Source organism: Demetria terragena DSM 11295, assembly GCF_000376825.1.
Lineage (GTDB): Bacteria > Actinomycetota > Actinomycetes > Actinomycetales > Dermatophilaceae > Demetria > Demetria terragena.
Window position 1 is genome coordinate 1,208,593 of record NZ_AQXW01000004.1, and the last position, 20,004, is coordinate 1,228,596.

Annotated in this window: 31 protein-coding genes; 7 read left to right on the forward strand and 24 right to left on the reverse strand. The window is 64.8% G+C overall.

The window, feature by feature from the left end; translation table 11 throughout:
* Window positions 1-354: 354 nt before the first annotated feature.
* The 7 genes from F562_RS0109925 to F562_RS18725 form a co-directional block, all read right to left on the reverse strand.
* Window positions 355-774, reverse strand: a complete 420-nt coding sequence (locus tag F562_RS0109925) for a type II toxin-antitoxin system VapC family toxin (RefSeq protein ID WP_018156805.1) — start codon at window positions 772-774, stop codon at window positions 355-357.
* Complete coding sequence (locus tag F562_RS0109930; protein ID WP_018156806.1) at window positions 771-1,052, reverse strand: hypothetical protein; 282 nt, start codon at window positions 1,050-1,052, stop codon at window positions 771-773. Before F562_RS0109930 ends, F562_RS0109925 begins: the two co-directional genes overlap by 4 nt.
* A 189-nt stretch (window positions 1,053-1,241) precedes the next feature.
* Complete coding sequence (locus tag F562_RS0109935; RefSeq protein ID WP_018156807.1) at window positions 1,242-1,496, reverse strand: Txe/YoeB family addiction module toxin; 255 nt, start codon at window positions 1,494-1,496, stop codon at window positions 1,242-1,244.
* Window positions 1,497-1,757: a type II toxin-antitoxin system Phd/YefM family antitoxin gene (locus F562_RS0109940; RefSeq protein WP_018156808.1), complete on the reverse strand. Its 261-nt coding sequence runs from the start codon at window positions 1,755-1,757 to the stop codon at window positions 1,497-1,499.
* Window positions 1,758-1,951: 194 nt separating this feature from the next.
* On the reverse strand, window positions 1,952-2,245 hold the full coding sequence (locus F562_RS18720) for a PIN domain-containing protein (protein ID WP_018156809.1): 294 nt from the start codon (window positions 2,243-2,245) through the stop codon (window positions 1,952-1,954).
* Window positions 2,242-2,925 (reverse strand): response regulator transcription factor, encoded by a 684-nt coding sequence (locus tag F562_RS0109950; protein ID WP_018156810.1) that lies wholly within the window; start codon window positions 2,923-2,925, stop codon window positions 2,242-2,244. Before F562_RS0109950 ends, F562_RS18720 begins: the two co-directional genes overlap by 4 nt.
* Window positions 2,922-4,334, reverse strand: a complete 1,413-nt coding sequence (locus tag F562_RS18725) for a sensor histidine kinase (RefSeq protein WP_018156811.1) — start codon at window positions 4,332-4,334, stop codon at window positions 2,922-2,924. The genes F562_RS0109950 and F562_RS18725 overlap by 4 nt, the downstream gene beginning before the upstream one ends.
* 108 nt (window positions 4,335-4,442) lie before the next feature.
* Here F562_RS18725 and F562_RS18730 point away from each other — a divergent pair, with 108 nt between their 5' ends.
* Both F562_RS18730 and F562_RS0109965 read left to right on the forward strand, forming a co-directional pair.
* The gene (locus tag F562_RS18730; protein ID WP_083915618.1) at window positions 4,443-5,051 is read left to right on the forward strand and encodes a DedA family protein; all 609 of its coding nucleotides are present in this window, start codon (window positions 4,443-4,445) and stop codon (window positions 5,049-5,051) included.
* Window positions 5,048-5,617, forward strand: a complete 570-nt coding sequence (locus F562_RS0109965; protein WP_018156813.1) for a CDP-alcohol phosphatidyltransferase family protein — start codon at window positions 5,048-5,050, stop codon at window positions 5,615-5,617. The genes F562_RS18730 and F562_RS0109965 overlap by 4 nt, the downstream gene beginning before the upstream one ends.
* 326 nt (window positions 5,618-5,943) lie before the next feature.
* Here F562_RS0109965 and F562_RS0109975 read toward each other — a convergent pair whose 3' ends face one another.
* The 12 genes from F562_RS0109975 to F562_RS0110035 form a co-directional block, all read right to left on the reverse strand.
* Window positions 5,944-6,363: a PIN domain nuclease gene (locus F562_RS0109975; RefSeq protein WP_018156814.1), complete on the reverse strand. Its 420-nt coding sequence runs from the start codon at window positions 6,361-6,363 to the stop codon at window positions 5,944-5,946.
* A complete protein-coding gene (gene vapB, locus F562_RS0109980) occupies window positions 6,354-6,578 on the reverse strand; it encodes a type II toxin-antitoxin system VapB family antitoxin (RefSeq protein WP_026181175.1) in 225 nt (74 codons plus the stop codon). The genes F562_RS0109975 and vapB overlap by 10 nt, the downstream gene beginning before the upstream one ends.
* Before the next feature lie 299 nt (window positions 6,579-6,877).
* Entirely contained in the window at window positions 6,878-7,429 is a 552-nt protein-coding gene (locus F562_RS0109985; RefSeq protein WP_018156816.1) for a pyridoxine/pyridoxamine 5'-phosphate oxidase, read from the reverse strand.
* Window positions 7,426-7,728 carry a HigA family addiction module antitoxin gene (locus tag F562_RS0109990; RefSeq protein WP_026181176.1) on the reverse strand — a complete coding sequence of 101 codons (303 nt, stop codon included), beginning with the start codon at window positions 7,726-7,728 and terminating at the stop codon, window positions 7,426-7,428. Before F562_RS0109990 ends, F562_RS0109985 begins: the two co-directional genes overlap by 4 nt.
* Window positions 7,715-7,888, reverse strand: coding sequence for a type II toxin-antitoxin system RelE/ParE family toxin (locus tag F562_RS21285; RefSeq protein WP_281164107.1), 174 nt, complete (start codon window positions 7,886-7,888; stop codon window positions 7,715-7,717). The genes F562_RS0109990 and F562_RS21285 overlap by 14 nt, the downstream gene beginning before the upstream one ends.
* Window positions 7,889-8,079: 191 nt before the next feature.
* A complete protein-coding gene (locus F562_RS0110000) occupies window positions 8,080-8,394 on the reverse strand; it encodes a type II toxin-antitoxin system PemK/MazF family toxin (protein ID WP_018156819.1) in 315 nt (104 codons plus the stop codon).
* Window positions 8,384-8,617 carry a hypothetical protein gene (locus F562_RS0110005; protein ID WP_018156820.1) on the reverse strand — a complete coding sequence of 78 codons (234 nt, stop codon included), beginning with the start codon at window positions 8,615-8,617 and terminating at the stop codon, window positions 8,384-8,386. Before F562_RS0110005 ends, F562_RS0110000 begins: the two co-directional genes overlap by 11 nt.
* Window positions 8,618-8,729: 112 nt before the next feature.
* The gene (locus tag F562_RS18740) at window positions 8,730-9,104 is read right to left on the reverse strand and encodes a GNAT family N-acetyltransferase (RefSeq protein WP_018156821.1); all 375 of its coding nucleotides are present in this window, start codon (window positions 9,102-9,104) and stop codon (window positions 8,730-8,732) included.
* An 82-nt stretch (window positions 9,105-9,186) separates the two neighbouring features.
* A complete protein-coding gene (locus tag F562_RS0110015; RefSeq protein WP_018156822.1) occupies window positions 9,187-9,774 on the reverse strand; it encodes a GNAT family N-acetyltransferase in 588 nt (195 codons plus the stop codon).
* Window positions 9,771-10,028, reverse strand: coding sequence for a type II toxin-antitoxin system RelE family toxin (locus F562_RS0110020; RefSeq protein WP_018156823.1), 258 nt, complete (start codon window positions 10,026-10,028; stop codon window positions 9,771-9,773). Before F562_RS0110020 ends, F562_RS0110015 begins: the two co-directional genes overlap by 4 nt.
* 12 nt (window positions 10,029-10,040) lie before the next feature.
* Window positions 10,041-10,283: a type II toxin-antitoxin system prevent-host-death family antitoxin gene (locus F562_RS0110025; protein ID WP_018156824.1), complete on the reverse strand. Its 243-nt coding sequence runs from the start codon at window positions 10,281-10,283 to the stop codon at window positions 10,041-10,043.
* Between the two features lie 234 nt (window positions 10,284-10,517).
* The gene (locus F562_RS0110035; RefSeq protein ID WP_018156826.1) at window positions 10,518-10,970 is read right to left on the reverse strand and encodes a GNAT family N-acetyltransferase; all 453 of its coding nucleotides are present in this window, start codon (window positions 10,968-10,970) and stop codon (window positions 10,518-10,520) included.
* A 306-nt stretch (window positions 10,971-11,276) separates the two neighbouring features.
* Between F562_RS0110035 and F562_RS0110040 the strand changes: the two genes are divergently transcribed.
* Together F562_RS0110040 and F562_RS0110045 are read left to right on the forward strand one after the other, a co-directional pair.
* Entirely contained in the window at window positions 11,277-11,882 is a 606-nt protein-coding gene (locus F562_RS0110040; protein WP_018156827.1) for a DJ-1/PfpI family protein, read from the forward strand.
* Entirely contained in the window at window positions 11,879-12,343 is a 465-nt protein-coding gene (locus F562_RS0110045) for a MarR family winged helix-turn-helix transcriptional regulator (protein WP_018156828.1), read from the forward strand. The genes F562_RS0110040 and F562_RS0110045 overlap by 4 nt, the downstream gene beginning before the upstream one ends.
* 123 nt (window positions 12,344-12,466) lie before the next feature.
* Here the strand turns inward: F562_RS0110045 and F562_RS0110050 are convergent, their stop codons facing one another.
* Window positions 12,467-13,345: a LysR family transcriptional regulator gene (locus F562_RS0110050; RefSeq protein ID WP_026181376.1), complete on the reverse strand. Its 879-nt coding sequence runs from the start codon at window positions 13,343-13,345 to the stop codon at window positions 12,467-12,469.
* 78 nt (window positions 13,346-13,423) lie between these two features.
* On the opposite strand from F562_RS0110050, the gene F562_RS0110055 reads away from it, so the two are divergent.
* Together F562_RS0110055 and F562_RS0110060 are read left to right on the forward strand one after the other, a co-directional pair.
* Window positions 13,424-14,362 (forward strand): EamA family transporter, encoded by a 939-nt coding sequence (locus tag F562_RS0110055; protein ID WP_040385749.1) that lies wholly within the window; start codon window positions 13,424-13,426, stop codon window positions 14,360-14,362.
* Entirely contained in the window at window positions 14,359-15,024 is a 666-nt protein-coding gene (locus F562_RS0110060) for an NAD(P)-dependent oxidoreductase (RefSeq protein WP_018156831.1), read from the forward strand. Before F562_RS0110055 ends, F562_RS0110060 begins: the two co-directional genes overlap by 4 nt.
* Here the strand turns inward: F562_RS0110060 and ychF are convergent.
* Complete coding sequence (ychF, locus tag F562_RS0110065) at window positions 15,014-16,093, reverse strand: redox-regulated ATPase YchF (protein WP_018156832.1); 1,080 nt, start codon at window positions 16,091-16,093, stop codon at window positions 15,014-15,016. The genes F562_RS0110060 and ychF overlap by 11 nt on opposite strands.
* 63 nt (window positions 16,094-16,156) lie before the next feature.
* Here ychF and F562_RS18745 point away from each other — a divergent pair, with 63 nt between their 5' ends.
* Window positions 16,157-17,341 carry a DNA recombination protein RmuC gene (locus F562_RS18745; RefSeq protein ID WP_018156833.1) on the forward strand — a complete coding sequence of 395 codons (1,185 nt, stop codon included), beginning with the start codon at window positions 16,157-16,159 and terminating at the stop codon, window positions 17,339-17,341.
* A gap of 31 nt (window positions 17,342-17,372) precedes the next feature.
* On the opposite strand, the gene F562_RS0110075 is transcribed toward F562_RS18745, so the two are convergent.
* From F562_RS0110075 to F562_RS0110085, 3 genes are all read right to left on the reverse strand, one after another.
* The gene (locus tag F562_RS0110075) at window positions 17,373-18,041 is read right to left on the reverse strand and encodes a hypothetical protein (protein WP_018156834.1); all 669 of its coding nucleotides are present in this window, start codon (window positions 18,039-18,041) and stop codon (window positions 17,373-17,375) included.
* 231 nt (window positions 18,042-18,272) lie between these two features.
* A complete protein-coding gene (locus F562_RS0110080; RefSeq protein WP_425386854.1) occupies window positions 18,273-19,322 on the reverse strand; it encodes a 4-hydroxy-3-methylbut-2-enyl diphosphate reductase in 1,050 nt (349 codons plus the stop codon).
* Window position 19,323: 1 nt separating this feature from the next.
* Window positions 19,324-19,989 carry a GNAT family protein gene (locus F562_RS0110085; protein ID WP_040385751.1) on the reverse strand — a complete coding sequence of 222 codons (666 nt, stop codon included), beginning with the start codon at window positions 19,987-19,989 and terminating at the stop codon, window positions 19,324-19,326.
* Between the last annotated feature and the right edge of the window lie 15 nt (window positions 19,990-20,004).

The following is a 20,004-nucleotide window of genomic DNA, read 5'->3' on the forward strand; positions in this document are numbered from 1 at the left end:
CTCGTCGTGAGATGCGGCGACGACAACCGATCACCATCCATTCAACGCCAAGTTGACCGTTTGGAAGTCCCGCAGCGCCACCGCCAGCCGAGAAATCGTCGGTGAGGTCATGCGGTAAGTCGAATCACGTTGGATTCTGCCGTCGCAGCATCCGATCTGACCTACCGCGAGATTCATTCCTGCGATGACTCGTCGACGGCCAGAGCGCTTGCGGCGTCGGGCAAAGGGGTCCCCATGTTCAGCATGGCGAGTCAGTATCAGCGGCCCAGTCGACATCTGCCAGGATCCGACGCGCGAGGGCGGATCCCACACGACCCGAGCGCCAGTCACTCATGCGACGGCGAGCACGCATCGTCACGCTTCGTCAACGTGGCTTCTCGCTGCCGGTGCGATCACGTCGAGTCCGGCGGACCTCGCCGCCTCAGCAAGCCGATTGTCATAGGTGAGGATCGCTTCGGCGTCGAGACGCATTGCCGCCTCAAGGTGCAATGCGTCCAGAGTGCGTAGATACGGCATCGGCAGGAAGCCTGCAGATCGATACGTCGCCCGGTCAAGTGCCGCGAGGGACACGCCATCGAGAATCGCGGTGACCTTCGCTTGATCACGCCCTTGCCGCATTGCCATGCGGCGCAGCTCAGTCTCGAGTAGATCACTCGAGACGAGCCTGGAAGGCGTCTGGTCGAGCCAGTCCACCAGCGCCTGCGTCTCGGGCTGTGCAACCAAAAGCGCTCCGAGCGCAGAGGTGTCTGCATAGACGAGCGGAATGTCCGTCATACCCGGTCCTCGCGCAACTCATCGAGGATCTGGATCATTGGGCGGTCGTCCTCGGATGGCTGAGGTTTCAGCGCCGCCCAGCCCCCGACACGCTTGGCCGACCGGGCGATGGGCAAGGTGGGAGCCGGGGCATCGAGAGGGACGATGCGACCGACGGCAACTCCGCGGTTGGTCAGCACGAAGGAACGACCCTCACTGACCTCGCGAAGCACGCGTCCGGACTCGTTGCGCAACCCCCGCTGGGAAAGAGTCTCGTCCTGCGGCTCGCTCATGCCCATCGCAGCATCGTAGCACTCGCGCTACACAAGAATTAACGGCTCATTCCATGGGGGCCGAACCCAACTTCCGCTCTGCGATAACTGACCGGCCCGTGGAAGCGATGGATGGCGTTTCCCCGCGGGCGCCGTTACTAACGCTATCCGTTAAACCGGAACTCAACCACGTGCCCACACCTAGGACGATCTTGCTCAGTAGTGGTAGCGGGCCTGAAGAATCACGAGATCCTCGTCCTCTACGAGGTAGACCAGTCGATGCTCATAGGTGATGCGACGCGACCATGAGCCTTGCGCGCCGTACTTCAACTGTTCAGGTTTGCCGATCCCGGAGAACGGTTCGCGTAGGCAGGCATCGACGAGCGTGTTGATGCGCTTCAGAGCCCTCCGGTCGGCGGCCTGCCAGTGCCTGTAGTCCTCCCAGGCCGACTCGTCCCAGACCAGACGCACTCAGGCTTCCTCGTCTGCGCGATCGAGGTCGTGGACCTTGACATTTCCGGCGCGGGCACGGTCGTAAGCATCGAGCAGGCGGCGGGCGTTGGCCGGCGAGCGGAACAGATATGCGGTCTCCTGCCACGCGGCATACTCGTCAGCCGGCATCAGAACAGCATTGCCCTTACGAGAGACGATCTCGACAGCTTCGTGGTCCTCATTCACTCGCTCAATGAGCGGGAAGAGGGTCTTGCGCGCCTCGCTTGCGCTGATGGACACGATGAGAACCTCTTCGCTTGGGCGACTGGTACGACATAACGGTACCACTATTCGAACTGGGTCGGACTCTTGGTTTCCGACACGGGCCCGGTCAGTTGGGCGCCACAGGATCAATGGTGCCGAGCCGAGGTGCTCGGGGCTACAGCCCTCATGTTCACGCCATGGGTCGCGACTGTCACCGCTTCTCCGATCAATTACGCGGTAGCAAGATGTAAGGCGTCGAGTGTCTTGAGGTGCCGCTCGATCGACTCCGCAACTGTGTGCGTTTCACGGGTGATGTCGAACAATCCGACGGGACTGACCAGCGGATCCGCGTCCGACAACGGCCTCTCATCGCGCCGCAGCACGCGATCCACCTCAGTCCGCAGCAGCCGCGACGATACAAAGTACATATCGGAAGCCCCCATCCAACGTTGCCATCGCACACGTTCAGGCACATCGAGGATCGTGCGCAGCTCGGCCAGACGGGGCGCGAAGGCCGAGCTCAATCGATCAGGCCATTTCGGAAGGCGATGATCGCGGCCTGCACGCGATTGTCGATGCCGAACTCATCGAAGAGCTGGGAAACATACTGCTTCACCGTTCCCTCGGACAGGTGCACGGACGCAGCGATCTGCGCGTTCGAGAGTCCCCCGCCGATGTGGGTCAGCACCTCCAGTTGGCGCGACGAGAGGGTGCGCGCGAGGTCTCGTCGTGATGTCTCGGCACGATGCCCAGCCTGCTCGCGCGATGCCAGCCAGCGTGCGACGCGGGGTGAGAACGCGCCGCCTCCGCATGCGAGTGCGCGGACTCCGCTGATGAGCTGCTGCGGCTCATCCGATTTCAATAGGAAACCCAGCGCGCCTGAGCCGATGGCGTCCGAGATGAGATGGTCATCCGAGAACGTCGTCAGCATTGCAACCGGAAGATCCGGTCGCCGTCTGCGGATCTCGCGCAGGGCATCGATGCCGTTCAGGTGCGGCATCTGGATGTCCAGGAGGACGACATCCGGCCTGTGGGCGTCGACCGCTCCGATCGCCTCAGATCCGTTCGCTGCGTGTGCCACGATCTCGATGTCGTCGTCCGAGGACAGGATCGCCGCTATTCCCGCGCGAACGATCTGGTCGTCGTCGGCGACCACGATGCGTGCCGGCACGGTGGTCGCATCGTCGATTCGGTCTCCAGTCATGGTGCCGCCACCTTCCCGGTTCTGCTGACCTCACCGGACGCGAAGCAGACGACGAAGACGTCTGCCCGTTCGAAGAAGCTGATCTCTGACTCGTAATAGAAGCACTCCTCGTCCGCACGGGGAGGGAAATCGTCGCGGGGCGGATCGAGCATCTCAAGCGCGGGAAGCATCCGTTCGACGGTCTGCCTGTCGTCACCGGCCGACACCTCGGAGAACTGTGACCCGCTGATGATCGAGAGCACGCTTGCCAAGACGAAGTATCCGACGGTGACGAACACGACCGCGCTCGCGACCGCGATCGGCAGCGCGAAAGCCGCTCGGCTGGCCCGCGACCGGACCATCGCGGCGGCGTCCTCGGCAGCGGCGACGTCAGTCGGATGGGAAGCGCGGTCAACCGACGGTCGTGCGCGCACCGGCAAGGTGAGCGCGACGGAGAATTCGTCTGGACCACGACGGACCTCGAGTTCGCCGTCAAGCATCTCGGCCCGGTGGCGCAGCCCGTGAAGACCGAATCCCGAAGCTCGCGGGCTCGACGCAGAACCACGGGCCCGGAGCGGGCTGCTCACATGCGCGACGACCGACTCGTCACCCGTCGCGACGTCGACCGTCACGCGCTCCCCTGGGGCGTGCTTGGCCGCGTTGGTAAGCGTCTCCTGAATCATGCGTGCAACGGCGTTCGATGCTTCATCGCTGAGCCGGTCGGTGGGGCCGTTATCGAGGTGCGCGTCGACGACCATGCCTGCGTCGCGCGCTCCGGCGATCGCACCCTCGATCGTCGGAGGCGTCCACCCGGCAAAAGGATCCTCGGAATGCCGCAGCAGACGGACGGCGAGCCCGAGTTCATCGGATGCTTCCGCTGCCGCAGCCCTGATGCTGGCAACCTGCGCCCTGTCGTCCTCCGAGAGCGACTGCGCCAGCGACAACTGGCCCAGACGAACGGCGATGAGCGTGAGCGAGTGTCCGAGGCCGTCGTGCATCTCTGCAGCGAGTGCCATTCGCTCTCGCTGGAGGGCAGCGTGGGTTTCACCTGCTTGTCGGCGGGACTCCACTGCGGCCAGTTCCCAGCCGCGCCGCTGGAATTCCCGTCGCTGGTGCATCGCACGACGACTCATTAGAGGAGCCGCAAGGACCAGGGCCGTCAGGAGGCCGAAGACGAGGCCCAGCACGAGCTCGGCGGCACGCGGCTCCGGCAGACGCACGGCCACCGCCGTCGCCGTGGATACTCCGAGGACGGCGCGCACCAGCGCATACGGCGTGAGAAGCACCAGGACGATTGCCGCGATCGCCACGATGGCCAGGGTCAGCAACGGTGCGTCTGACAGCCAGCGTGTGGACGCGGCCGGGGCGAGGGAAACTAGACCGGCCACGACCGTCTGGCGTCGACGTTCGCGAGGGTCTTCATGACTCATGAATCGAACGTAGTCGAGCGGCCAAGCGCGAGGAACTGACTTTCGTCAGTGCAACTGCAGGCTTTTGGGAGCATCGGAGCGACGATCCGCGAGCCTAGCGTCGACAGCATGATCGATCTGATCCAGGCGCTCCTCGAGCAGGCCGGTGCCCATATCCCCCTCCTGTTGGGGTGCACCGCATTGTTTGCCGCCGCCGACTCGGCCCTTGGCATCGGCGCGATCGCACCGGGCGAGACCGGGCTCGTTCTGGTGGCTGTGGCGCTGGCTGACCGTACGGAGTTTGTCCTGCTCGCGGTCGTCGCCGCTGCGCTGGGTGCCTTCATCGGCGATCACGTGGGCTTCGTCGTCGGCCGTCGTCTCGGCCCGCGGCTCGGAGAGACCACGATGATTCGACGGCTCGGCGTCGATCGCTGGGACAGAGCGCGCGACCAGGTCGCCGGGAACTGGGTGGCGGTGCTCGTCGCGCGGCTCCTCCCCGGAATCCGCACGTTCGTCCCGGCCGCGGCGGGCGCTTCGACGATGACGTACGCGCGTTTCGCGTGGGTGTGTGCCCTGGCGGCGCTGGTCTGGGCCGCGATATGGATCGCAGGAGGAGCGATCGTCGGAGCGGCGCTTCTCGAACTCGCCGAGCGATACTCGCTCGCCTTCGCCGCGGTCGCGGTCGCGGCTGCCGCGGGCTGGCTTCTGCTGAGGCGCACGAAGGCGAGTCGAGTGTGACCGATGGTTCGACGAAAGGGCGGCGTGCCCGGTGGGCGACGATTCCGAACGCGGTCACTCTCCTGCGCCTTGCCCTGGTGGCCCCTATCGCGATTCTGATCGTCGACCATGCACATGCGAACCTCACGGTCGTTCTGCTGGCCGCTTTCGGAGCCAGCGATTGGGTAGACGGATACCTCGCGCGCAGACTCGATCAGGCCAGCAGAATCGGGGAGATACTCGACCCGATCGCAGATCGCGTCGGTATTGCGGCGATCGTGCTCGCCCTTGTCATCTCCGGCCATCTGCACATCTGGACGGTGTTGCTCATCGCCGTCGTGGACGTCTCAGTCATGGTCATCTACCTGATCACGCATCCGGCCCGTGCGCCTGAGGTGTCGTGGCTCGGGAAGATCCGAACCGCCGTACTCATGTCGGGCATCACGCTCGTCGCGCTCGGTCTGCTGCCGGGTCTTCGCCTCGTCGGAGCCGCAGGCGCGGTTGTATGCACAGTCGGTGCGCTTCTCCACTACGCAGCCGGACTCGGATATTTGAAGTCACTCGCCCAGGGCATCGGCAGCAGATGAACGGGGTTCAACGTTCGTGGCGGCACTCGGTGCCATGCCTCGTTCAACTGCCGTCCGGTGCGAATTGCCGGGTGCTCACGGGCCACCCCTGCATGCGTCACGGCGGGAACGATCGCCGATGATCTACAGAACGCGGCGCAGGTCGTCCAGATACTGCTGATCAAGGACCACCCGAACGAAGCTCGAGGCGACGACGCTCGACGACGGCACGCACGAGCAACAGCACACGCTCCTGCCGATGTCGCCCCGCGAGGACTGGGCGGCAGCGTCGCCGGAGTTCAGGGACGGCGGCAACCTCAAGGACGCAAGAGACTTCAGTCGATGAGTCAGACCAGCAGAAGCGTCTCCACGGCCTGACCGGTGACCTCGGCGATGAGATCGAAGTCCTTGTCAACGGCCAGGACCGTCAGCCCGGCCTTCTCCGCGGTAGCTGCGATGAGCAGATCCGGGATGGACGGAGCGCGGTGCTGGCCACGGTCGGCAAGGAGCATCTGCACCTCGAAGGCGCGGTCCTCCATCGCGGGCGTGAGGTGCTCGATCGGCATGAGCGACAGCGGTGGAAGCCCGAACGTCTCGCGACCTACTTGACCCGAGCGGGCGGAGAAGCCAAGTTCAAGCCGCGTTACCGCCGAAAGACGCATCAGCCCACGCTCGATGCGCGAGTTCCACTCGGCAATGCTCGCCGCCTGGCCCGCCTGCATGCGCACGTATGCCGACTTGTCGACCAGCCAGTTCGTCACCGCCACGCGGCATCCATCACGTCCGGATCGGCGAGGTCTCCGAAGGCCGCCGCCGAGCGACGCCAGTCATCGGCCGCGACCGTCGCGGCGACCGGAGTCGAGGCGTCCTGCTCCAGTCGCCGACGAAGGAACTCGTTGCGCGAGAGCCCTAGCGCCGCCGCCTCACCATCGATGCGCTCGACAGCAGCCTCACTCAGTCCACGGATCAGCACGTTCGCCATCGTGACCACCTCCATCAAGATGATATCGCGATATCACGTGAGGGGTCGAGCGCCGCCCGACCAGCTTGCACCAGATCGACCTGACTGATCGGGCGGTGGCGGTCAACCCCGGTCGGTACATCGGATAGGTCCACGGCACGGAGATCACTTGAGCCAACGGAAAGCCATTGTCGCTCACTGCCCCGGTCTGACACACCGCCCGCGGCGTGAGGTCCGCAGGTTGAGGGGCCGACGACTAAACGTTAAACCGAAACTCCACCGCATTCCAGTACATATGACCATCTGATCTGTGCCGGGAATCAGACCTCCCGGTGCCAGCCGCTGGCCGCCCAGACGAACACGATCCGCCGATGACGGCGGTCCCGCGAACCTTGCCAGAACTCAACGCGGTCCGGCACAACGCGCCAGAGCTTCCAGTCGGCCGGATCCACGCCGCGTTGTGCCGCTTCGCTTCTGGCGCGGAGATCTGCGAGGCACTCTTCACTCGATGCTTCGACCACGAGGCCTCGAACCCGAACCGATCGGACAAGTGGCTGCCACCAGAAGGTCAGCGCGGCGTGCGGACTCTCAGCAAGCTGCTCGCCCTTCGCGCTCGATCCCGTGCTGGCGAACGCCCACCCACGTGCATCGACGTCCTTCAGCACGAGGACTCGCGCATCAGGTACGCCGTTCGCATCAACCGTCGACACCGTCATCGCATGCGGCTCTGGCACGCCTGCACGACACGCGAGGTCAAGCCACTCCAGGAACAGTGCGACCCAATCGCCCGGCAAGTCGTCGAGATCGAGCGGTGGCGCATCTCCCGACAGCGACGGCATGGCTCGAAGGAGCGACTTGGTCTCGTCGCTCATGCGGACCTGAGGGGCGCGATCGCGGCGATCTGCTCCCCGGCCCGTTCCTCGGCCCGGTCGAGGTCGTAGTGACTCTGCAGGTTGATCCAGAACTCCGCCGAGGTGCCGAAGTACTTCGCGAGCCGCAAAGCAGTGTCCGCGGTGATCCCGCGCTTGCCGTGCACGATCTCGTTGATCCGCCGGGGCGGGACGCCGATCGACACGGCGACCTTGTGCTGCGTGATGCCGAATCCCCCGATGAAGTCCTCCATGAGGACTTCCCCTGGGTGGATAGGCTCGATCTTGTTAGTGATAGTCAACGATCTCCACCTCCTCCGGACCGGCGTCCGTCCACACGAAGCAGATCCGCCACTGGTCGTTGATCCTGATGCTGTTCTGACCGGCGCGGTCACCTTTCAGTACTTCGAGCCGGTTGCCTGGCGGGACGCGGAGGTCGTCGAGCACCTCCGCGGATCCCACCTGACGAAACTTGCGGAGCGCTGTCCGATGGATCCGAGGGTCGAACGCACGCGCTCGCGACGCCACAGCCGTTCGGTGTCTTTGCTCCCGAACGATCTGATCACGCGATCAGGATATAACGCAACGCGTCAATAACGCTAGGCGTCAAACCGGAAGTCCACCACGTTCAGTAGCCGATTAGCCTATGGGAGCTACAGACTCATCACCAGGCGCAGGGCAGCATCGACAGCGCGCAACTCGTCGAAGCCGAGGTGTCCGACGTGCTTACCGAGACGGTTCGGGTCGACGGCACTCACCTGCTCGGCAAGCACCTTCGTGCGTCGACCGTCGATCTCGATCTCTGGACGAAACGAGGCCGACCGTGCCGACGTCGAGGTCGGAGCCACCAGCCACGTCGAGAGCATCGATAGGTCCTCGGCCTGCACAACCACGGCGTATCGCTTCCCTGCCTGCTCGTGGCCTTGTGCGTTTCGAGGAGCGTTGAGACCGAAGACGTCACCACGCACGCAACGACTCCATGTCGCGCAACACCTCAGCCGCTTCAGCCCGGTCGTGCTCGTCGGCAGCGAGCGCACCGGCCTCCGCACGCAACCGAGCCTTCGCATGACGCTCAGCCGCTGCAATGAGCGCATCGCGCACAACTCGCGACACCGGCGTTCCGTCGGCAGTCAACTCGTTGAGCGCGAGTCGCGCGTCGTCGTCAGGGCGAAAGGAGATCGTTGCAGCCATGGTGAGATTGTCACACAAACTGTAAGACACTCACTAGGATCGTCGCCGATGCTAACCGCACCCAACGCGTCCAGTCCTCCTGCGGGCGGTAGCCCATCGACTCCCACGCGCCTTAACCCAGGGCGTTGTCCGACAGAACCATGGCGTCGAAACGAATGGCCCCGAGCGAACGCAACCGTTCTTCCGCCACTCCCACCAGCCGCCGCCCGATTCCCCGACCGCGCGAGTCCGGGTCCACCGCCAGGCGGTACAGGTGTGCACGCCAGCCGTCCCACCCAGCGATGACCGTCCCGACGATTGCGCCGTCCAACTCGGCCACCACCAGTGAATCCGGGTCACGGCGCAGCAGGTTCTCGACCAACTCTGCGTCGTCGCCGGGGCGGGCCGCGTTCTCCCCCGCCAGCGCCCAGAACTGGATAAGCGCAGGAACATCCTCCTCGCTGGCCGTCCGAACGATCGACGCGGCATGACTGCTCGAACGGCTCACGCGACTACCTGCGGCGTGATCGCAGCGCTAGACGTTAAATCGGAACTCCACCGAGTTCCGGCACGGACCAACCTCTCAATGATCACCACGCGCGACCGCGCAGGTCGACCTCACCGTCCGGCCAGGAAGCAAGCCGGTATCCGACCGGCAGGACGAGCAGCGGCTGCCCTGGCGGGTCGGAAACTGACTGTCCGGCGCGGTTGATCGAACGCTCCGCAGCAGAGATTCGAGTCCACCCGCACGCGATGTAGAAAGCGACCACTTCCTCGCGACAACCGAGATAGCCGAACGCAATGCCAGCCGCATCCGCCATCGTCTCTGCCACACGGTTCATCAGAGCCTCGCCCAGTCGCCTGCCTCGCGCATGGTCCGAGATCAACACTCCGCCCACGCCTGCAATAGCAAGCTCACGACCGCCGACGCCTATAGCGCGTCGCGCCCAGCCGACATGGCCGACAACCTCGTCCTCTTGCCGAGCGATGACATGGAGGTCATGCGGAGCATAGCCATATGGCAAGTCCGGGTCCCACTCCCCGAAACCCTGCTGGTACTCGGCGTCGAACAATCGGCGAAGCCTTGCGACGTCGCCTGCTGTCAGCTCCGTGTGTGCAACGACGTCGATCGCCATCTGAGCCAGCTTGCCTTCGGTCTGCTCGCTTCGTCGCGTCATCGATAGACCTCCCGGCGGTGACCGACTCGCAGCACCAGGACTACAAGCTCATCATCCTGGATGTCGTAGACGATCCGGTAGTCGCCGACGCGAATGCGGAGCTCGCCGTCACCGCCGCTCAGCTGCAGACTTCCCGGCGGACGTGGATCTTCTGCGAGCTCTTGGATCGCAGTCTTCAGGCGTGCAGCAACCTGCGGATGAAGCCCACGGAAGGTTTTCGCGGCTCCCCGCGCGATGATGATCCGGTACGTCACGTCAGTCCGGGATCAAAGCCCAAGCTCTTCCATCAGATCTTCGAAAGGAATACCAGGCTCCTCGCGCGCTTCCGCTGCCGCGCGGATGTCAGCCTGGTCCTCCAAGGCCTGCACGGCACGGTCGAAGAACTCGGGCGACACGACGACAGCCCGACGACCCGCACCGCGGGAGGTGATCTCGACAGGCTCACGCTGCGCAGCGGCGATGTAGTCGCTCTGCTGGCTACGGAACTGGGAAAGAGTCGCTGAAGGCATGTGTCAATCGTACTACTTGTACAAGTTGTACGCAACGGTCGCGCATGCCCTCGAGGGACTCAGGAGTCACCCCAGAGGTTGAACCGGAACGCGACTACACGTTGAAACGGAACTCCACCGAGTTCCTATACCGAGCAACCTCTGCCGCGTCGTCTGAACGCAGAGCGTCGTGAGCCGAGCTCAACGTCCAGTCGCGGGCCGCAAGGAGTCCCTCGACGTGATTCCAGAGGAGCCTCAGCACTGGGATTCAGGTGCTGGCTTCATGAGGTAGACGTCGATCGGGTCCTGACTCACGAGGCTGAATCCGTGACGTTCATACAAGCGGCGGGCAGGACTCCCTTGAAGGACATTGAGCCTGAACGGACGCCCTGCGGTGTCTGTGAGCAGGATCTGGGCGAGGGCCCAGCTACCGACGCCCCGGCCCTGCCGCGCGGGGTCGAGATAGAAGTGCTCGATCCACACCCCGTCATCATTAGGTCGCACCGCGACAAGGCCGACGTCGATGCCACCGACCTGTATGGCACGGGTGTGCGTCGGGGTGAACGCATCGAGGAATCGCTGTCGCACCCGGTCCGGGTGATAGCGCCCCAGGCGCTCGAGATCGGGACGCATGACCACCGCTCGAAGCTCGGCCATCCAGGTGGCGTCGGCGAGGACGCTCGGTCGAAAGCTCCACTCCGCTGTCACGTGGAGAAGCCTATTCGCTCCCAGTAGCACGGATCTGTGCTGTCCGTATCCAGACAACGGGCCCCGCCTGCCGAAGCACACGGGGCCGTCTCTGAAGCACTGAGGATCACACGTTGAAGCGGAACTCCACCGAGTTCCAGCAAGTACGGCCATCTGCAACAACGCCGATGACCGTCGCTCCTCAGTCGCGCGACGGCGACCCGACGATGTCGAAGCGGCCCTAACGCGTGCCGGCGCAGCCGGATCGCGGGCGCAGCCTCAGCGACCCCATTGACAATACGTTGTCAACAATGACAGCATGTTGTCATGTCAGCGACCACAATCCATATCGCCGCTATCAACACCCTGGCCGACTGGGAGATCGGCTACCTCACTGCACATGTCAACGGCGTCCACCACGACGGTGGATACGAGATCCGACTCGTCGGACTCCGCAGCGAACCCGTCACCACCATGGGAGGGCTCCGACTCACGCCAGACGTCGTCATCACCGACCTCCGACCCGATGACAGCGCCCTGCTCGTCCTCCCGGGGGCCGACACCTGGGGAGACGCCCAAAACGAACCGTTCGTCGACGCCGCTCAAGCGTTCCTCGAGGCCGGAATACCGGTCGCCGCGATCTGCGGCGCGACCTTCGCCCTCGCCACTGCGGGACTGCTCGACCACCGCCCGCACACCAGCAATGACCCGAGCTTCCTCGCCAGCTCAGGCTACGCCGGAGCCGATCATTACCTGACCGAGCCAGCAGTGATCGATGGCGACCTGATCACCGCGAGCGGAGTCGCCCCCGTCCACTTCGCGCGCGCCATCTTCGAGCGGCTCGGCGCCTACCCGCCCCACACATTGGCATCCTGGTTCAAGCTGTATGCCCACCGCGATCCGGCCGGATTCTACGAGCTGATGTCGGCATGAGCGAGCCGACGATGGAGCAGGACCTCCTCTCGAGAGCCGCCCTGGCATCCTTCCGACTCAACGGCCAGTTCCTTTCACTCGCCGAGGGTCTCTCGCGTCCGGTCGGGCTCACCGCCGCCCGGTGGCAGGTGCTCGGCGCGATCCTGGATGCGCCGCTCACCGTGTCGGACATTGCTCGGGCAATGGGACTCAGCCGGCAGGCGGTGCAGCGGATCGCCGATCGGCTCGTCCACGACGACCTCGCGTCGTACCACGAGAACCCGACCCACCGGCGCGCAAAGCTGCTCTCCCCGACCGAGGCCGGTCGCGACGCCGTGCGACGCATCAATCCTGCCCATCGCCATGCCGCGCTGGCTTTGATCGACGAACTGGGCGCGACGCGGGCCGGGGAGATCGTCACCGCGTTGTCCGAACTCAGCGACGCGATGGAGCAGCTCGCGATATCGACGACTTCGCAGTGACCACGCGGGAGACCCCTCGTCTAGGTACCGGACCGCGACGTGAACGCCCTCACACGTCGAAGCGGAACTCCACCAAGTTCCGTCACTTGGGAAACATGACGTTCGTGGAGGACGGTCGACCCGTCAGCCCAGGGTCGTCGCTGTCAGGCCATCAAGGAACGCGCCCGCAGCGGGCGAGGGGTTGAAGCCGCTCCACGCCAAGTACTCGACGCGGGTGGGGCCGTTGGTGACCGGGATGGTGCGTATTTCGTCGCTGTTGGGTATCACAGCGGGTGACAGCAACGCGATCACGAGATTGTTCTTCACGAGACCCAGCATGAGGTCGGTGCTCATCGCCTCGAACGCCACCTCGCGATGTATGCCAGCGGCACGGAACGCCAGGTCTGAGGGTGCCCGTCCTGGAGTTCCTTCGGGGAAGTCGACGAATGCCTCATCGACCAGGTCCTCGAGCCGCAATCTGCGTCGCGCGGCGAGAGCGTGGTCGGCAGATATGACGGAGACGAGCTGCTCGCGTGCCAACACGCGCGTGTTCACGTTCTTCGGCGGCATAGTGTCGGGAAGCCCGAGCACAGCTACGTCCATGCTGCCGTCGGCAATGGCCGCGATGAACTCGTCGCTGCCGCCTCCGCGCAGCCTGATCCGCACTGCGGGGTGCTTGCGGTGGAACGCTCCGAGCGCAGTCGGAATGTCGATCGCGGTCACCGTGGGAATCACACCGATGGTCAGGGTACCACGAATCTCGCCAGCCGCGGCGGCGGCATCTGACCCAGCTCGCTCGGCAGCGTCGAGACTCACGCGAGCCGCGGCGAGGAATGCCTCGCCAGCGGCGGTCACCTCGACGCGGCGACTTGTGCGAGCAAAGAGCACGACTCCCAGCTCGCGCTCCAGAGCCTTGATCTGATGGCTGAGCGCGGACTGCACCACATGGCACCGCTCTGCGGCACGGGTGAAGCTGCGCTCCTCCGCGACCGCCACGACGTATCGCATCTGCTGAAGATCCACCGATCCATGCTCTCAGTTCATCATTGGAATGACAACAATGCGTTGGACTCATGGGAACGGGCGACTGATGATGGATCCATGAGCACGACCACGACCCCGCCACGTGCACTTCCGGCATCAATGGTTACGCCGCCGACGATGTCCGGGCGCGTCGGCTTGACGGTGTTGACCGCGATCGCCCCGGCCGTATGGGGCACGACCTACATCGTCACCACGCACCTGCTGCCCGAGGGGCACCCCTTGTTCGCGGCGCTGATGCGCTCGCTTCCAGTCGGCGTGGTCGCCCTGCTCATCGCGCGTCGTTTACCGCACGGGTCATGGTGGTGGAAGAGCCTGGTGCTCGGCACGCTGAACATGGGCGCATTCTTTCCGCTGCTGTTCCTCGCCGCCCAGCACCTGCCGGGCGGTGTCGCTGCGACCCTGGGTGCGGCACAGCCGATCGTGGTGGCGTTCCTCGCTGTCGCGATCCTGCACGAGAAGCTCTCCACCTGGAGAGTCGCCTGGGGCGTGATCGGGATGTTCGGCATCGCCCTGGTGGTGCTCGGCCCCGGAGCGGGGCTTGATCCCATCGGCGTCCTCGCGGGCCTGGGCGGGGCTGCATCGATGGGCACCGGTGTCGTGCTCACCAAGAAGTGGGGGCGGCCTGAGGGCGTCTCAGCGATCGGACTCGCCGGATGGCAACTCACCGCCGCCGGACTCGTCTTGCTCATCCCTGCCATGCTCATCGACGGAATCCCCAGCGACATCGATGGCCTGGCAGTCGCCGGGTACGTGTGGCTGGGCGTGATCGGAGCACTGCTGACCTACAGCTTGTGGTTCTCCGGCATCCGGAGGCTGCCCGTCACCGCGACAGCCCTGCTCGGGCTGCTGTCTCCGCTGGTGGCCGCGGTTCTCGGCGCGGTCATCGCGGATGAGGCACTCACGTTCATCCAACTCATCGGCTTCGCCATCGCGCTCGCTGCGATGGTCGCCGGTCAGCTCACGTCACCGAAGAAGAAAGCACGGATCCACCCATGAGAATCGCCATCATCGGAGCCACCGGCATGGCCGGTAGCGCTATCGCCACAGAAGCCCTCAACCGGGGACACCACGTCACGGCGCTCTCCCGACGTCCAAGAGCCGACGCCGGCATCGACCGGCTGAGCGCATGGGCCCTGGATATCGAGGACACCGCGTCATTGCTACCGGTACTCGCCGAAGCCGATGCGGCTGTCCTGACGATCCGACTCGCCCCAGGCGAAGAATCCCGCCTCGCCTCCCTCACACGAGGGTTTCTCGATGCCGCCGAGCAGCACGGCACACCCGTCCTCATCGTCGGCGGCGCTGCGCCGCTGCGCTCCCCGAACGATCCCGATCGGCTCCTGATCGACGACCCGAGCTACGTACCCGAAGCCTGGAAATCGATCGCTCAGGCCAGCCTCGATCAGTTCAACGGTTGCCGAGAGCACCGCTACAACGGATGGGTCTACTTGAGCCCGCCCGCCATCCTCGAACCGGGCGAGCGCACAGGACACTACCGGCGCGGAACGACCAGACTGCTCACCGACGAGAACGGCATCTCCCGGATCACCGCACCCGACCTCGCCATCGCCGTCGTCGACGAAGTCGAAAACACGACCGGCGACAAGCACTTCACCGTCACAGCCCAGACGTCAAACCGGAACTCGACTACACATTGAACCTGAATTCCACCACGTCGCCGTCCTGCATGACGTAGTCCTTGCCCTCCATCCGCGCCTTGCCCTTGGAACGGGCTTCGGCCACGGTCTTGGTCTCGATGAGGTCCTCGTACGACACGATCTCGGCTTTGATGAAGCCCTTCTCGAAGTCGGTATGGATGACCCCGGCCGCCTGCGGCGCGGTCGCACCCGTGCGGATAGTCCACGCGCGTGATTCCTTGGGACCAGCGGTCAGGTAGGTCTGAAGCCCCAGCGTGCGGAATCCCTTGTGGGCCAACTGGTGCAGACCGGGCTCTTCGACGCCGACCGACTCCAACAGTTCCGCGGCCTCGTCCTCGTCCAGGTCCGCGAGATCCGACTCCAACTTGGCATTGAGGAAGATCGCCTCAGCGGGCGTGACCAACGCAGACATCTCAGCCTGGAAGGCCTCGTCGGTGAGCTGGTCCTCATCGACATTGAACACGTACAGGAACGGCTTTGTCGTGAGCAAGCCGAGTTCCTTGACAGCCGCGAAGTCGACCTCAGACGACCGAGAGAACAGGGTGTCGCCGGCTTCGAGGATGCCCTGGGCTGCGAGCGCGGCCTCGTAAACCGCCTTCTCAGTCTTCTTTCCCTTGACCTCTTTCTCGAGGCGGGGAACTGCCTTCTCCAAGGTTTGGAGGTCGGCCAGGATCAGCTCGGTGTTGATGGTCTCCAGGTCCGAACTCGGGGAGATCTTTCCGTCGACATGGTGCACATCGTCATCGACGAAGGCGCGCACGACCTGACAGATCGCGTCGGCCTCGCGGATGTTGGCGAGGAACTTGTTGCCCAGGCCTTCACCTTCCGAGGCGCCCTTGACGATGCCCGCGATGTCGACGAACGACACGGTCGCGGGAATCGTCTTATCGCTGTTGAAGAGTTCCGCGAGCGCATCGAGCCGTGGGTCCGGCAGAGGGACCACCCCGACATTGGGCTCGATCGTGGCGAACGGGTAGTTCGCCGCAAGTACGTTGTTCTTGGTCAGCGCGTTGAACATGGTCGACTTGCCGACATTGGGAAGACCGACGATTCCGATGGAGAGTGCCACGGGGCGGCAGTCTACGGACCTGGTGCGTACGGCGATGTCAGTGGTCTCTGCGACGGTGGCCCCATGGACGTTCTCATCACCCTCGCGCTCGGTGTCGTGATAGGCGCCGCGCTCGCCGCGCTGTGGCTGCGTCAGTCCTTCGCTGCGCGCTCGGCGTCACTTGCCACGGAGCGCGACTTGCTACGCGAGCGAGTCGTCGACTTGGAGGCCGCGGTCTCCGAAGACGCCCAAACGGCGGCGGTGCTGTCTCCTCTGCGTGATGCTCTGGGTCGAGTCGAGCGCCAGGTGACGACGTTGGAACGAGACCGGCTCGAGCAGTACGGCGCGCTCAGTAGCCGCCTCGGTGAAGTCGCCCAATCCACTGCGTCGCTGCAACAGGAAACGGCCACCCTTGCGGGTGCGCTTAACTCCTCGACCACGCGCGGCACGTGGGGCGAAATGCAGCTGCGTCGGGTGTTGGAGCATGCCGGCATGTTGTCCCGCTGTGATTTTGAGGAACAGGTGAGCGCGACCAACCGGCACGGCGTGCGCGTACGCCCCGACGTGGTGGTGCGCCTGCCCGGGGAGCGCACGCTTGTGCTCGACAGCAAGGCGCCCTTGACCTCGTTCCTCGCGGCACAAGCCGAGGGAATCCCCGCTGACGAACAGCGCCAGGCCCTCGCGCGTCACGCCAAAGCCCTGCGCCAGCACGTCGATGGGCTGGCCGCCAAGGACTACTGGAGCGCCTTCGACAACGCGCCTGAACTGGTCGTGTGTTTCGTGCCAGGCGACGCGATCCTGGCCGCTGCGCTCTCGGCCGACCCGGCACTGATGGACCGGGCACTGGAGCGTCGCGTCGTACTTGCCTCCCCCAGCACGCTGCTCGCGCTGCTGCGCACGGTCGCCCTCGCCTGGCAGCAAGACGCTCTCACCACCCACGCGCGCGAACTTCTCGACCTCGGCCGAGAACTGCACTCCCGCCTAGGGCGCCTCGGCCAGCACGTCACCGAGACGGGGACGGCGCTGCGCCGAAGCGTGGACGCCTACAACGCGATGGTCGGGTCGCTGGAGTCCCGCGTTCTGGTGACGGCGCGCAAGCTCTCCGAGATGGATGTCGTCGATCAGCCTGTGCCCGAGGTGCCGCTGGTCGAGGCACAGCCACGGTCGCTCAGCGCACCGGAACTTCTTGAGCACGTGACGCGCGAGGACGACCGGCCGCACCTCGACTTCGAACTCCCACTGGACGAACGTCGCCGCGACGCGGGCTGAATCCTCATCGGCTGGTGGTCTCAGTCCTCAGCTAGTGCAGCGATCCACCCGATGGGTCGGGGTGCTTGCCGGCCACGCTGAAGCGCCCGATCCAGTCGGGCCGGGTCCGATCCAACTGCAGTTGACCGACGACACACCATGCGGTGACAGGTTGCTGGTACAGATGGATGGCCCTGCGCCACCGACCCTGCGAGTCATGGAACTCGATCACGAATAACTGCGGCACGCCGATTCTCGGGCCTCCCTGCCAGTGCTCCACGACCTGAGCAGGCACTAACTCAAGGTCCGCGCTCGGCGGCGCGTTGAGCGAACGATGACGCGCGGGCCTCAAAGGCAGCAACGAAAAGCCAAGCAGGAGCACCGCGCCGACAGTCCCAAGCAGACGTGCGTTCTGCTGCTGGGTGACGACGTTGGCCCAGAATCCGAGCCCGATGGCAGTTCCGATACCAATGCCCGCAAGTTGATAGCCAGCGAACCTGCTCAGACTGCCGCGGGTCCGATGACGCCCAAGGGCACAACGCATCAGGACCTGCGCGGCGAGGGAGAAGATAGCCGCGCCAAACACAGCGACGGCGAGAAGTACCCGATCTGACTCGTCCGGGTCACCGAGGATGAGGATCAGCTGGATGAAAACAGCGGCAAAGCACCCGGCAACCCACTGTGCCGAGGACGCGAAGACTGCGGCGGTCTTGCGGCTCATGGACAAGTGGATTGCCGACCCCCAATCGTGAACCAGTCATTGCTGCGAGGCGCTGCCCCCGCAAGAGCACGACGAGTGACCGTGGTCTCGGTCTCGACACGCCGCTCGTTCCTCGCGGCTGCTCGACCGGCGTGGGTGGCATTCCTCGCGGCTGCTCGACCGGCGTGGGGGGCGTTCCTCGCGGCGGGGCACTCGTCTCCTCGACCGGCGTTGTTCACTCGTTCTGCGCGCTCAGTGCAAAGAACCTGCGTCGTGGCGAACCTTCTCGGCGTCTTTGCCCTGACGGGCCTTCAGGTCACGGCGCAACTCGTTCGGCAGCGCAAACAGCAGGCTCTCCTCGGCGGCGGTGATGGCCTTCACGTCCTCGTAGCCGTGCCGGGCGAGGAAGTCGAGTACGTCCCGCACCAGGATCTCGGGCACCGAAGCACCTGAGGTCACACCAACGGTCTCCACGCCAGTGAGCCAGGACGCATCGATTTCATCGGCATAGTCGACTAGGTGCCCGTCGCGTGAGCCATGCTCCAACGCGACTTCGACCAGTCGTACCGAATTGGAGGAGTTGGTCGAGCCGACCACGATCATCAGGTCGCAGTCGGGAGCCATCTGCTTGACCGCGAGCTGACGGTTCTGCGTCGCGTAGCAAATGTCATCGCTGGGCGGATCTTGCAACTTGGGGAACTTCTCGCGAAGGCGGCGCACTGTCTCCATCGTCTCGTCGACCGACAGCGTGGTCTGCGAGAGCCACACCACTTTGTCTGGGTCGCGGACCTCAACCTCATCGACGTGGTCGGGACTCTGCACCAAGGTGATGTGCTCGGGCGCCTCACCGGAGGTTCCGACGACCTCTTCGTGGCCCTCATGGCCAATCAACAGGATGTCGAAGTCGTCCTTGGCGAAGCGGACCGCTTCGCGGTGCACCTTCGTCACCAACGGGCACGTTGCGTCAATCGTCTTCAGCGAAAGCGCCTTGGCTTCTTCGTGCACGACCGGAGCCACACCATGCGCGGAAAACACGACCGTCGCGCCCTCGGGCACCTCGTCGGTCTCGTCGACGAAGATGGCGCCCCGCTTCTCCAACGTGGTCACGACGTGCTTGTTGTGCACGATCTCCTTGCGCACGTAGACCGGCGGGCCGTAGAGGTCGAGAGACTTCTCCACCGTGATCACCGCCCGGTCCACACCCGCGCAATAACCGCGTGGCGCGGCCAGCAGCACCCGCTTGGTGCCAGTGGCATCGCTCGGCTGGGGCTCGCGAGTCGCGGTATCCGTCATACCACCCATGCTAGAGGTCGCGTGATCGCCCGCCACGGCCCCGTTGCGGGCACCACAGTTGCGCCTCGCCCACCGGGACGAATCCACACGCCAAGAAGGTGCGTACGGCACGGGTATTGCCTGGCGCACATGCCGCCAGGACGGGTGTGCCGGGCTCAAGGGTCGCGAGCGCTGAACGAATGAGCGCGGCACCTTGTCCACGGCCCTGTGTGGCCGTCTCAATGCCGAACTCGATCAGCCCACCAATCCCATATCCCACGGTCAGGAGCCCGCCATCGGTGTCTGCGCGGCCGAGAACCTTGACGTCCGAACGCAATTGCCGCGCGAGCGCAACTCGCGGGTGGTCAGACAAATCGGGACGTTCGACCAACGGCGTGACCTGTGGGTCGCTACGGGGCGCTCGTCGCCCAAACAACCCGTCGAAACACTCGACATAACCCGAGCCCGCGAGCGCCACCGTCACGCGCGCCTGGCCCGCGCCACCGAGACCATTGACGCCCAACTCGCCCAGGTACCCGTCGGAAATGTCATTGGCGACCGCCAGATAGGCGCGTCCGGTCAGTGATATCGCACCTTCGACACCGTCCCGCCAGAGCGGAACCCGCTCCCACCGTCCGTCCGGGTTGGGGAACCGGCCATCGATCGTGTCGACCAAGACCTGCCCCAACGGATGCATGAGCGCGAGTGTACG

What these genes read in the sequence shown, in the direction of transcription:
- F562_RS0110015 (WP_018156822.1), bottom strand. Translation starts at nt 9,774, where the DNA reads ATGACGCGACGAAGCGAGCAGACCGAAGGCAAGCTGGCTCAGATGGCG.
- F562_RS0110080 (WP_425386854.1), bottom strand. Translation starts at nt 19,322, where the DNA reads ATGGGTGGTATGACGGATACCGCGACTCGCGAGCCCCAGCCGAGCGAT.
- F562_RS0110060 (WP_018156831.1), top strand. Translation starts at nt 14,359, where the DNA reads ATGAGAATCGCCATCATCGGAGCCACCGGCATGGCCGGTAGCGCTATC.
- F562_RS0110085 (WP_040385751.1), bottom strand. Translation starts at nt 19,989, where the DNA reads ATGCATCCGTTGGGGCAGGTCTTGGTCGACACGATCGATGGCCGGTTC.
- F562_RS18725 (WP_018156811.1), bottom strand. Translation starts at nt 4,334, where the DNA reads ATGAGTCATGAAGACCCTCGCGAACGTCGACGCCAGACGGTCGTGGCC.
- F562_RS0110075 (WP_018156834.1), bottom strand. Translation starts at nt 18,041, where the DNA reads ATGAGCCGCAAGACCGCCGCAGTCTTCGCGTCCTCGGCACAGTGGGTT.
- F562_RS0110025 (WP_018156824.1), bottom strand. Translation starts at nt 10,283, where the DNA reads ATGCCTTCAGCGACTCTTTCCCAGTTCCGTAGCCAGCAGAGCGACTAC.
- F562_RS0110005 (WP_018156820.1), bottom strand. Translation starts at nt 8,617, where the DNA reads ATGGCTGCAACGATCTCCTTTCGCCCTGACGACGACGCGCGACTCGCG.
- F562_RS0109930 (WP_018156806.1), bottom strand. Translation starts at nt 1,052, where the DNA reads ATGGGCATGAGCGAGCCGCAGGACGAGACTCTTTCCCAGCGGGGGTTG.
- vapB (WP_026181175.1), bottom strand. Translation starts at nt 6,578, where the DNA reads ATGGCGAACGTGCTGATCCGTGGACTGAGTGAGGCTGCTGTCGAGCGC.
- F562_RS0109925 (WP_018156805.1), bottom strand. Translation starts at nt 774, where the DNA reads ATGACGGACATTCCGCTCGTCTATGCAGACACCTCTGCGCTCGGAGCG.
- F562_RS0110040 (WP_018156827.1), top strand. Translation starts at nt 11,277, where the DNA reads ATGTCAGCGACCACAATCCATATCGCCGCTATCAACACCCTGGCCGAC.
- F562_RS18730 (WP_083915618.1), top strand. Translation starts at nt 4,443, where the DNA reads ATGATCGATCTGATCCAGGCGCTCCTCGAGCAGGCCGGTGCCCATATC.
- F562_RS0109985 (WP_018156816.1), bottom strand. Translation starts at nt 7,429, where the DNA reads ATGAGCGACGAGACCAAGTCGCTCCTTCGAGCCATGCCGTCGCTGTCG.
- F562_RS18745 (WP_018156833.1), top strand. Translation starts at nt 16,157, where the DNA reads ATGGACGTTCTCATCACCCTCGCGCTCGGTGTCGTGATAGGCGCCGCG.
- F562_RS0109950 (WP_018156810.1), bottom strand. Translation starts at nt 2,925, where the DNA reads ATGACTGGAGACCGAATCGACGATGCGACCACCGTGCCGGCACGCATC.
- F562_RS0110055 (WP_040385749.1), top strand. Translation starts at nt 13,424, where the DNA reads ATGAGCACGACCACGACCCCGCCACGTGCACTTCCGGCATCAATGGTT.
- F562_RS0110045 (WP_018156828.1), top strand. Translation starts at nt 11,879, where the DNA reads ATGAGCGAGCCGACGATGGAGCAGGACCTCCTCTCGAGAGCCGCCCTG.